The 11,149-nt window shown below is 70.8% G+C and carries 10 protein-coding genes; 6 read left to right on the plus strand and 4 right to left on the minus strand.

Translation table 11 applies throughout. The features are described from left to right. Positions 1–16 precede the first annotated feature (16 nt). Genes FK498_RS01115 through FK498_RS01130 form a run of 4 tightly spaced genes read right to left on the minus strand, consistent with a single transcriptional unit; the run spans position 17 to position 3,256 of the window. Entirely contained in the window at positions 17–853 is an 837-nt protein-coding gene (locus FK498_RS01115; RefSeq protein ID WP_141850967.1) for a carbohydrate ABC transporter permease, read from the minus strand. After that, positions 850–1,743, minus strand: a complete 894-nt coding sequence (locus FK498_RS01120) for a carbohydrate ABC transporter permease (protein ID WP_202614697.1) — start codon at positions 1,741–1,743, stop codon at positions 850–852. Before FK498_RS01120 ends, FK498_RS01115 begins: the two co-directional genes overlap by 4 nt. Further along, entirely contained in the window at positions 1,740–2,999 is a 1,260-nt protein-coding gene (locus FK498_RS01125; RefSeq protein WP_141850969.1) for an ABC transporter substrate-binding protein, read from the minus strand. Before FK498_RS01125 ends, FK498_RS01120 begins: the two co-directional genes overlap by 4 nt. Beyond that, positions 2,996–3,256: a hypothetical protein gene (locus tag FK498_RS01130; RefSeq protein WP_141850970.1), complete on the minus strand. Its 261-nt coding sequence runs from the start codon at positions 3,254–3,256 to the stop codon at positions 2,996–2,998. The genes FK498_RS01125 and FK498_RS01130 overlap by 4 nt, the downstream gene beginning before the upstream one ends. Positions 3,257–3,595: 339 nt before the next feature. Between FK498_RS01130 and FK498_RS01135 the strand changes: the two genes are divergently transcribed. The 6 genes from FK498_RS01135 to tkt all read left to right on the plus strand — a co-directional run bounded on the left by FK498_RS01135 (position 3,596) and on the right by tkt (position 11,140). Further along, complete coding sequence (locus FK498_RS01135) at positions 3,596–5,212, plus strand: ABC transporter substrate-binding protein (RefSeq protein ID WP_141850971.1); 1,617 nt, start codon at positions 3,596–3,598, stop codon at positions 5,210–5,212. 84 nt (positions 5,213–5,296) lie between these two features. Further along, positions 5,297–6,310, plus strand: a complete 1,014-nt coding sequence (locus tag FK498_RS01140) for an ABC transporter permease (protein ID WP_141851030.1) — start codon at positions 5,297–5,299, stop codon at positions 6,308–6,310. Beyond that, entirely contained in the window at positions 6,307–7,236 is a 930-nt protein-coding gene (locus FK498_RS01145) for an ABC transporter permease (RefSeq protein WP_141850972.1), read from the plus strand. Before FK498_RS01140 ends, FK498_RS01145 begins: the two co-directional genes overlap by 4 nt. Next, positions 7,233–8,072, plus strand: a complete 840-nt coding sequence (locus FK498_RS01150; RefSeq protein ID WP_141850973.1) for an ABC transporter ATP-binding protein — start codon at positions 7,233–7,235, stop codon at positions 8,070–8,072. The genes FK498_RS01145 and FK498_RS01150 overlap by 4 nt, the downstream gene beginning before the upstream one ends. Further along, positions 8,069–8,866, plus strand: coding sequence for an ABC transporter ATP-binding protein (locus FK498_RS01155; protein WP_141850974.1), 798 nt, complete (start codon positions 8,069–8,071; stop codon positions 8,864–8,866). The genes FK498_RS01150 and FK498_RS01155 overlap by 4 nt, the downstream gene beginning before the upstream one ends. A gap of 282 nt (positions 8,867–9,148) precedes the next feature. Further along, a complete protein-coding gene (gene tkt / locus FK498_RS01160) occupies positions 9,149–11,140 on the plus strand; it encodes a transketolase (RefSeq protein ID WP_202614700.1) in 1,992 nt (663 codons plus the stop codon). The last annotated feature ends 9 nt before the right edge of the window (positions 11,141–11,149 follow it).

Genomic DNA, 11,149 nt, shown 5'->3' on the forward strand with positions numbered 1-11,149 from the left:
CGCGGCGCCAGGAGGGCTAGCCCTTCACCGCCCCTGCGGTGAGCCCGGCGACGATCCGCCGCTGGAAGACGAGGACCAGCGCAATCAGCGGCACCGTCACGGTGACGGAGGCCGCCATGATCCGGCCCCAGGGCATCTCGAAGGCGCTCGCCCCGCTGATCAGGGCGATCGCCACCGGCACGGTGCGCCGGTCGTCGGTGAGCGTGAAGGTCAGCGCGAACAGGAACTCGTTCCAGGCCGCGATGAAGGCGAGCAGGCCGGTGGTGACCATCGCCGGCGCGAGCAGCGGCAGGAACACGCGCGTCAGCACGGTCCAGGACGAAGCGCCGTCGATCATCGCCGCCTCCTCGATCTGCACCGGCAGCGCGCGCACGAAGGTCGTCAGCACCCAGACCGTGAAGGGCAGGGTGAAGATCAGGTAGCTGAGGATCAGCGCCGGCAGCGTGTTGTAGAGCCCGAGCCAGCGGATCAGCTCGAACAGGCCCGAGAGCACCGCCACTTGCGGGAACATCGACACGCCGAGCACGGTGACGAGCAGGAGCGATCGGCCGCGGAACGCCACGCGCCCCAGCGCATGCGCGGCCGTCAGCCCGAGTGCGAGCGAGATCGCGACCGTGCCGGCCGCGACCAGCACGGAGTTGACGATGTTGAGCCCGAAGGGCTGTTCGCGGAACACCTCGAGGTAGTTGTCCCAGCGCGGCGCGGCCGGGATCAGGGCGGTGTCGAACAGCGCGCTGCCCGCCTTGAACGAGGTCGCGACGGCCCAGACGAACGGCAAGAGGGTGTAGGCGAGGATCAGCGCGGCGGCGAGATGGAGCCCGATCCGCCCGAGCCGTCGGCGCAGCCGCCTCATCGTGCTGCCGGCGGCGCGGTGATGCGGCCGAGCCGGATGAACAGGGCAGCCGCGAGTGCGATCACCGCGAAGAGCACGGTCGAGGCGGCCGAGCCGTAGCCGGTATCCTGGAAGTCCACCATGTGCTGGCGGGCGTACACGGCCATGGTGGCGGTCGCGCTCGCGTTGCCGACCATCACGTAGATCAGGTCGAAGATGCGCAGCGCATCGAGGGTGCGGAAGATCACCGCCACCAGCAGGGCCGGGCGGATCGCCGGCAGCGTGACGACGAGGAACCGGCGGATCGCGCCGGCGCCGTCCACCATCGCCGCCTCGTGCAGCTCTCGCGGCACGGTCTGCAGCGCCGCCAGCAGCAGGAGGACCATGAACGGCGTCGTCTTCCAGACATCGACCGCGATCACCGACGCCATCGCCAGCGTGCGGTCCGCGAGCCAGGCCCGCGGAGCGTCCATCAGGCCGAAGGCCAGCAGCACCTCGTTGATCACGCCGTACTGGTCGTGCAGCATCCAGGCCCAGAGCTGCGCCGAGACCACTGTCGGGATTGCCCAGGGCACCAGGACCGCCGCGCGCAGCACGCCGCGCAAGCGGATCTGCGCGTCGAGCACCAGCGCGATCGCAAGCCCGAGCGCCGTCTCGAGCGCGACCGAGATGGCCGCGAAGACCAGCGTGTTCCGCACCGCGCGCCACCAGTCGGGATCCTCGAGCAGGAAGGCATAGTTGGCGAGCCCGATGAAGTCGTGATCGCCGCCCGTCAGCGTGGCATCGGTGAAGGAGAGCCAGATCGTGCGCGCAAGCGGCCAGCCCGCGACCGCGGCGAGCGCGGCGAGCAGCGGCACGACGAAGAGCGCGGCCTCGCGCCGTCGTGCCGCGGCAGCCGAGGCGCGCCTCACCACCGTTCGCCGCGGCGGATCCGGACCAGGCGGCGCTCGAGCCCGGCGAGCGCGGCGCGCGCCTCGGCCTCGCCGGACAGGACCGAGTGCACGGCATTCCAGAACGCGGCGGACACCTGGTTGTAGCGCGCGCCGGTCACGTCCGAGGGTCGCGCGACGGCGGCGAGGAACACCTCGCGCAGCGCGCCGAAGAAGGGATTCGCGGCGAGCACCTCGGCGTCCTCGTAGAGCGGGGCGAGGGTCGGATTGAAGCCGCCCTTGATCGCGCGGCGCTTCTGCTCGGCGGCGGAGGTGAGGTACCGCACGAGCTCGACGGCCGCATCGGCATGCGTCGAGTAGCGCGACACCGCGAGCATCTCCCCGCCCAGGCCCGCGGCATGACGCCCGCCTTCGGCCTTCGGCAGCACCGCGACACCCACCCTGCCGCGCACGGGGCTGTCCGCGGCATTGGCGAGCGGCCAAGCATAGGGCCAATTGCGCATGAATACCGCATCACCGGTCTGGAACACGCCGCGCGCCTCCTCCTCGGCATAGGTGAGCACGCCGCGCGGGGCGATCGTGCCGATCCAGCCGGCAGCGCGTGCGAGTGCCGCGGCTGCGCGCGGGTTGGCGACCGTGATGCGTCCGTCCGGCTCGACGATGCGACCGCCGCCGTGGCTTGCGAGCCATTCCAGCGCGTTCACCGTCAGCCCCTCGTAGGCGCGCGCCTGGAACACGAACCCCCAGAGCCGCTCATGCCCTGCTGCACGTTCCGCGTTCATGATGACGCGCGCGGTCTCCTCCAGCTCGTCCCAGCTGGCCGGCACCGCGCGGCCGTGCTTCTCGAGCAGGTCGCGGCGGTAGTAGAGCAGGCCTGCGTTGGCGAACCACGGGATCGCCACCAGCCGGCCGTCCACCGTGTTGCCGGCGACGAGGGTGGGGAAATGCGCCGCGATCTCTGCGCGGTCGAGGTGGCGGTGCAGATCGACCAGGTGCTCGGCCAGCATGCCGGGCCAGACGATGTCGACCTGGAAGACGTCGATGTCGCTCGACCGGGCCGCCAGGAGCTGCTGGAACAGCGCGAGCCGGTCGGTCGCACTCGGCGGCGTCGAGACCAGCGAGACGGCATGGCCGGTCCGCCGGGCCCAGGCTTCCGCGCCCTCGCGGCAGAGCTCCGCCTCGATCCCGACCGAGCCGCAGGCGATCGTCACGGTGGTGCGCGCCTCGGCGGCACAGGCGAGGGCGGCCATCGCCGCCGCGATCACGGACATCCTCATCGGCGTTCCTCCCGTGCCGTGATCATAGCCGTCGAGGTCGCGATCGGAACCCCGCAGGGTTCACGCGCGCGTGCGCAAGATCGTTCCATGGCCGGGACGAGCCGGTGCAGGATGGCGTCCGGCGTGAAGGTGTCGATCTCGCGGGCGTCGTACGCCGTCACCGCGCCTGCGACGGCGGAGAGGATCGGATGATCCTCGATATCAAGATGCTTGGGCCGCGCCGCGATGCGCCAGCGGCACACCACCATCCGCCGCATGCCACCAGGAGTGCGGCGCCGCCCGCAGGGCAGGCGCGGTTCGGTGCCCCCAAGAGCGCGCTGTCATCGAGGCCCGCATCCTCGGAGAGGGGCCAGGACTGCCAGGCGAGGCCTGAGCCATCCGCGCCGTTGATCGCGTCCATTCCCGCTCCTCATGGCCGTCGGCATCGGTGCCGGCGCGACTCCCGGCACGGATACGCCCGGCGCCGCCGGTGCTGCGCAAGGTGCGCAGTGGCGGCATCACGCGAGGCTTGCAGCCGTCGCCAAGCTGTGACGCAATCCCGTTGACGGTGCCGCGCGACGGCGCCTGGGAAGCGACACGGGAGACGGAGACCGATCATGCGAGCCGGCAGGACTGGCCTTGTCGCCGCCGCAGCGGCGATGGCGCTTGCGTGGGGGGGCGCTGAGAGCGAGGCGCGCACCCCGCGCGATGCGCTCGTGATGGCCTGGAACATCGACGCGATCCTGACGATGGATCCGGCACAGATCGGTGAGGTCGTCACGGACGAGATCGTCAACAATGTCTGCGATCCGCTGATCTTTCTCGACCATGACGATCCCGCGAAGATGGTGCCTGGGCTTGCCGAGCGCTGGGAGGTGAGCGATGACGGCCTCACCTATACATTCCACCTGCGGCGTGGTCTGAAGCATCCATCCGGCAATCCGGTGACGGCGCAGGATGCCGAATGGAGCATCCGCCGCGTGCTCCATCTCGGCTTCGGCAACGCCGCGCAGTACACGCAGTGGGGGCTGTCCAAGGAGAAGGCGGAGGAGCAGATCCGGGCGATCGACGATCACACCTTGCAGATCACGGTGCCGCAGCCCTGGCCGCCGAGTCTGTTCCTCTACGTGCTGACCGGTCGCCAGGGCTTCGTGCTGGACCGCAAGGCGATCGAGCCGCATGTCGCCACGCGGACCGACGGCAGCCCGGATTACGGCAATGCCTGGCTGAAGACCAACCTCGCCTGCGTCGGGCCGTACCGGCTCACGCGCTGGACCGCGTCCGACACCGTGATCCTGGAGCGCAATCCGAACTACTGGGGCGGCGATGTACCGATGCGCCGCGTCATCATCCGCCATGTCGTCGAGAGCGCGGCGCAGCGGCTGCAGCTCGAGCGCGGCGACATCGACGTCGCGCGCGACCTGAATGCCGAGGACCTCGCCGCCGTCGACGCCAGCCCGACCCTGAGGCTGAACGGTGCGCTGCGCCATCAGCTCTACTACATCGGCGCCAACATGGACCATCCGATCCTGGGCAAGGATGATGTGCGCATGGCGATGCGCTACCTTGTCGACTACCAGGGGCTGGAGCGCACGGTGATGCGCTATTCCGGCAAGGCCTGGAACAGCTTCGCCCCGCAGGGCGCGTTCGGCGCGCTTCCTCCGGAGCGCGGCCTGGCCTTCCGGCTCGACATCGAGAAGGCCCGCGAGCATCTCGCCCGCGCCGGCCATGCCGAGGGCTTCACGGTGAAGCTGATGCACGGCACGGCCTTCCCGTCCCCCGACATCGCGCAGCACTTCCAGGCGAATGCCGCAAAGGTGGGGATCAAGGTCGAGATCGAGCAGATGGCCTCGGGCCAGCTGTTCTCGCGCATGCGCGACCGCAACTTCGAGCTCGCCTTCCTCGCCTGGTCGCCCGGCTATCCGGACGCGGATGCGAACGCGATGCGGCACGTCTTCAACCCGGACAACCGGCCGGAGGCGAAGCAGACGATGTTCCTCTCCTGGCGCGCCTCCTTCGACCGTCCGTGGTTCAACGAGGCGGTGCAGCGCGCCCGGCTGATCCGGGACGAGGAGGAGCGGCGGCAGCTCTACTACGAGATCCAGGAGCGCTTCATGCGCGAAGGGCCGTTCATGTACAACTTCCAGCAGATCCGCCAGCTTGCGATGCGCAACGAGGTGCGGGAGCTGAAGCACCACGCCTTCAAGGTGTTCTACACCACCGCGCGCAAGTAGCACGGCGGGCGGCACGTCGTGGCAGTGGACGGGACTGCCGTTGCGGCGGGCGCGGAGGCCGCCGGCCGGGAGCGCGCCGATCGGCTGCGTCGCCTCGGCCGCGAGGTCTTCCGGCAGGCGAGCGCGGTCGCCATCTCGCTGTTCGGACTGCTCGCCATCACCTTCTTCATCGGTCGGCTGCTGCCGCTCGACCCGGTGGTGGCGGTGATCGGCGACGATGCGCCGCAATCGACCTACGACATGGTGTATCGCGAGCTGGGCCTGGACCGCCCGCTCTGGGAACAGTTCGCGATCTATGTCGGCAAGGTCCTGCAGGGCGATTTCGGTGCCGCGATCAACACCTCCAACCGGGTGGCCGACGACCTGCTGCGCGTCTTCCCGGCGACCGTCGAGCTCGCCACCGTCTCGATCGTGATCGGCGTGGGCCTGGGCATCCCCTTCGGCGTGATCGCCGCGGTGCACCGCGGCACGCTGATCGACCATGTCGTGCGCGTGGTCGGGCTGATCGGCTACTCGGCGCCGAACTTCTGGCTCGGGCTGATGGGGCTCGTGGTCTTCTACGCCATGCTCGGCTGGGTCGGCGGGCCGGGTCGCGTCAGCGTCTTCTACATCGACATGATCGAGCCGCGCACGGGGTTCCTGCTGATCGACTCGCTGCTCGCGAACGAGCCCGAGGTGTTCTGGAGCGCGGTCGAGCACATCGTCCTGCCGGCCTCGATCCTCGGCTACTCCTCGACCGCCTACATCGCGCGCATGACGCGCAGCTTCATGCTCGAGCAGCTCAGCCAGGAATACGTGATCACCGCGCGCGTGAAGGGGCTCTCGCGCGCGCGCGTGGTCTGGCGCCATGCCTTTCCCAACATCATGGTGCAGCTCGTCACCGTGATCGCGCTCGCCTACGCCTTCCTGCTCGAGGGCGCGGTGCTGACCGAGACCGTGTTCGCCTGGCCCGGCTTCGGCCGCTACCTGACGCTCGGCCTGCTCGCCGGCGACATGAACGTGGTGCTCGCCTGCACGCTGATCGTCGGGCTGACTTTCATCGTGCTGAACCTGATCTCCGACATCCTCTACCGCCTGCTCGACCCGAGGACGCGATGACGGCCGAGGTCCGCACCGAGGCTTCCGCGCAGGGCGGGCTGCGCGCCTGGCTGCTGGCCGAGACGGTCACGGGCCCCGGCCAGGCGCGCGCGCAGAAGCTCTATCTCGGCTGGCGCCGCTTCGCCGCGAATCCGCTCGCCCTGCTGGGCCTCGGCATCGTCCTCGCGCTCGTCCTGCTCGCGGTCCTCGCGCCGCTGGTCGCGACGCACGACCCGTTCGCGCAGAGCCTCGACCGGCGGCTGCTGCCGCCCTCTTCGTCGCATCTTCTCGGCACCGACGAGCTCGGCCGCGACATCTGGAGCCGCATCGCCTACGGGGCGCGCATCACGCTGATGATCGTGCTGCTGGTGGCGCTGATCGCGGGGCCGCTCGGCCTGCTGATCGGCACCGTGGCCGGCTATCTCGGCGGCTGGGTCGATGTCGCGCTGATGCGGCTCACCGACGTGTTCCTCTCCTTCCCGGGCCTGATCCTGGCGCTCGCCTTCGTGGCCGCACTCGGCTCGGGGCTCGAGAACGCGATCCTCGCGATCGCGCTCACCGCGTGGCCGCCGATCGCGCGGCTCGCGCGCGCCGAGACGCTGACCGTGCGGCGCGCCGACTACATCGCCGCGGTGCGGCTCGCCGGCGCCTCCGATCTGCGCATCATCGTCCGCCACGTGATGCCGATCTGCATCCCCTCGGTGATCATCCGCATCACGCTGAACATGGCCGGCATCATCCTCACCGCCGCCGGTCTCGGCTTCCTGGGCCTGGGCGCGCAGCCGCCCTCGCCCGAGTGGGGGGCGATGCTCTCCACGGGCCGGGCCTACATGCTCGGCAGCTGGTGGCTCGCGGCCATGCCCGGGATCGCCATCCTGGTGGTCTCGCTCGGCTTCAACCTGCTGGGCGACGCGCTGCGCGACGTGCTTGATCCGAGATCGTCATGAACGGGCCGATCCTCACGGTCGAAGGGCTCTCCGTCACCTTCCCCTCGCTGCAAGGGAAGGTGCCGGCGGTGCGCGGCGTCAGCTTCACGGTCGGGCGCGAGAAGGTCGGCATCGTCGGCGAGTCCGGCTCGGGCAAGAGCATGACCGGGCGCGCGATCCTGAAGCTCACGCCACCGCGAGCGCAGGTCGAGGCCCGGCACCTGCGCTTCCGCGGCATCGATCTCGTCGCGGCGAGCGAGCGCGAGATGCGCGGCATCCGCGGCCGCCGCATCGGCATGATCCTTCAGGACCCGAAGTTCGCGCTCAATCCGGTGCAGACGGTCGGGCGCCAGATCGCCGAGGCGTTCCGCATCCACCGCCGCGCGAGCGGGACGGAGGCGAAGCAGCGCACGCTCGCCATGCTGGAGGCGGTGAGGATCCGCAACCCGCACCGCGTCTACGACCTCTATCCGCACGAGGTCTCGGGCGGCATGGGCCAGCGCATCATGATCGCGATGATGCTGATCCCCGAGCCCGACCTGCTGATCGCGGACGAGCCGACCAGCGCGCTCGACGTTACGGTTCGGATCTCGGTGCTGCGCATCCTCGACGAGCTGGTGAGCGAGCGCGGCCTCGGCCTGATCTTCATCAGCCACGACCTCAACCTGGTCGCGACCTTCTGCGACCGGGTGCTGATCATGTATGCCGGCCGCATCGTCGAGAGCCTGCCGGCGGCGGAGCTGCACGCGGCACGCCACCCCTACACGCGCGGCCTGCTCGAGAGCCTGCCGCGCATCGACGAACGGCGTGCGCGGCTGCCCGTGCTGGCGCGCGATCCCGCTTGGCTCATCGCATGAGCCGCGCCTTCGTCTCGGTGCGCGACCTGCGCGTCAGCTTCGGCCGCGGCGCGAGACTGATCCATGCCGTGGACGGCGTCTCGTTCGATGTCGCCGAGGGCGAGGTGTTCGGCCTGGTCGGCGAGTCCGGCTGTGGCAAGTCCACGATCCTGCGTGCGCTCTCCGGGCTCAACCCGGACTGGAGCGGCGAGGCGACGATCGCCGGCCGGCCGGTCGCGCGCACGCGCGATCCGGCGATGGCGCGCACGGTGCAGATGGTGTTCCAGGATCCCTACGGCTCGCTGCACCCCAAGCACACGGTCGAGACCGCGCTGATGGAGCCGGTGCGGATCCACGGGCTTGGCGACGGGCCGCGGCGCATCGAGCGCGTGCTGACCGAGGTCGGGCTCTCGCCCGCGTTCCGCTACCGCTATCCGCACCAGCTCTCGGGCGGGCAGCGCCAGCGCGTGGCGATCGCACGCGCGCTGATCCTCGAGCCGCGCGTGCTCCTGCTCGACGAGCCCACCAGCGCGCTCGACGTCTCGGTGCAGGCGGAGATCCTGAACCTGCTCTCCGACATCCGGCGCACGGAGAACCTGACCTACATCCTGGTCAGCCACGATTTCGGCGTGATCGCCCATATGTGCGACCGGGTGGCGGTGATGAACCACGGCGTGATCCTCGAGGAGCTGACCGTCGAGGCGCTCATGCAGGGGCGCATGCGCCACGCCTACACGCGTGAACTCTACGAGGCCTCCGCCGGCTACACGCGCCGGCTGGAGCGGAGCGGCGAGGAGGCCGACGTCGCAGCGTGAGCGGCCTGCCGCGTCCCGTCTCACGCGGGATTGCAGGGTGCGGCCGTTGCGGCGCCGGCCGGGTCTGTCGAACATCCGGCCGCGCCGAGATCGGCCCGCCCGGCCGATGAGTCGAAAGGGGTCACGGGGGGCCTGCCGCCGCTGGCATGCGACAGCCGGCACCTCCCCGGCCCTTGCCCCCCCGGCGTGCGCTTTCTATAGCAGCCTCCGCCCTTCCCCCGTGACCCGGAGTGCGAGGTGTCCCTCACCGAAGCGCCTGCCGCCTATCCCGCTCTGGACGCCATGGCCGAGCGGCTGGCCGAGACCGCCGGCCCCGAGCGCGCCCTGGCGGACGCCATCCGCGCGCTCGCGATCGACGCGGTCGAGGCCGCCAAGTCCGGGCATCCCGGCATGCCGATGGGCATGGCCGATGTCGCCACCGTGCTCTGGACCCGCTTCCTCAAGTTCGACGCCGCCGATCCGCGCTGGCCGGACCGCGACCGCTTCGTGCTCTCGGCCGGACACGGCTCGATGCTGCTCTATGCGCTGCTGCACCTGACCGGCCATGATGGCATGGACATGGAGGAGCTGCGCGCCTTCCGCCAGCTCGGCAGCCGCACCGCCGGCCATCCGGAACACGGCGAGCACCCGGCGATCGAGACCACCACCGGCCCGCTCGGCCAGGGGCTCGCCACCGCCGTCGGCATGGCCATGGCAGAACGCATGCTCGCCGCCCGGTTCGGGCGCAGCCTGGTCGACCACCGCACCTGGGTGATCGCCTCGGACGGCGACCTGATGGAAGGGGTGAGCCACGAGGCCGCCTCGCTCGCCGGGCACCTCAGACTCTCGAAGCTGACCGTGCTCTACGACGACAACGCGATCTCGATCGACGGGCCGACCAGCCTCGCCTGCTCGGACGACACGCTGAAGCGCTTCGCCGCCTATGGCTGGGCCACCAAGCGGATCGACGGGCACGACCATGCCGAGATCGCCGCCGCCCTTGCCTATGCCCAGCGCTCGAACCGGCCGACCCTGATCGCCTGCCGCACCATCATCGGCTTCGGTGCCCCGACCAAGGCCGGCACCGCCGCCACCCACGGCGCTCCGCTGGGCCCGGAGGAGGCGGCGGCCGCCAAGCGCGCGCTCGGCTGGGACGCGCCGCCCTTCACGGTGCCGGCCGAGATCGCACGCGCCTGGGCCGAGGCCGGCCGGCGCGGCGCCAAGGAGCGCATGGCGTGGCTGCGCCGCTACCAGCGCTCGCCCCAGCGCGCCGAGTTCGAGCGCGTGACCGCCGGCCGCCTGCCGGAGGGCTGGCGCGCCGCCCTCGATGCGTGGAAGGAGAAGGCGGCCGCCGAGCGGCCGAAGCTCGCCACCCGCCAGGCGAGCCAGAAGGCGCTCGAGGCGCTTGCCCCGGCGATCCCGGAGCTGGTCGGCGGCTCGGCGGATCTCACCGGGTCCAACCTCACGTACGTGAAGGCGATGGGCACGCTCTCGGCCCAGAACTGGGGCGGGCGGCACATCCATTTCGGCGTGCGCGAGCACGGCATGGGCGCGGCCCTGAACGGCATGGCGCTGCACGGCGGGCTGGTCCCCTATGGCGGCACCTTCCTGGTGTTCAGCGACTACATGCGCCCGGCGATCCGTCTCGCGGCGCTGATGAAGCAGCGTGTGGTCTACGTCTTCACTCATGACAGCATCGGGCTCGGCGAGGACGGGCCGACCCACCAGCCGATCGAGCATCTCGCCGCGCTGCGGGCGATCCCGAACCTCCACGTGTTCCGCCCTGCCGATGCGGTGGAGACGGCCGAGGCCTGGGCGCTGGCGCTCGCGCGCACCGAAGGCCCTTCGGTGCTCGCGCTGACGCGCCAGGCGCTGCCGGCGGTGCGCACGGCGCACACGCCGGAGAACATGGTGGCGCGCGGCGGCTACGTGCTCGCCGAGGCCGACGGCCAGCGCAAGGCGACGCTGATCGCCTCCGGCAGCGAGGTGGCGATCGCGCTCGGGGCGCGCGATCTGTTGCAGGCCCAAGGCGTGCCGACCGCCGTGGTCTCGATGCCCTGTTTCGAGCTGTTCGCGCAGCAGGAGGAGGCCTGGCAGGCGGTCGTCCTCGGCGGCGCGCTGCGCGTCGGCATCGAGGCTGCCTGCGGCTTCGGCTGGGAGCGCTGGCTCGGCCTGTCCGGCATCTTCGTCGGCATGAGCGGGTTCGGCGCCTCCGGTCCCTACGAGAAGCTCTACCGGCATTTCGGCATCACGCCGGAGGCCGTGGCGGCGGCGGTCACGCGCCGCCTGTCGTGAAAGGATCGG

It is taken from the genome of Elioraea sp. Yellowstone (genome assembly GCF_006704265.1).
Lineage (GTDB): Bacteria > Pseudomonadota > Alphaproteobacteria > Acetobacterales > Acetobacteraceae > Elioraea.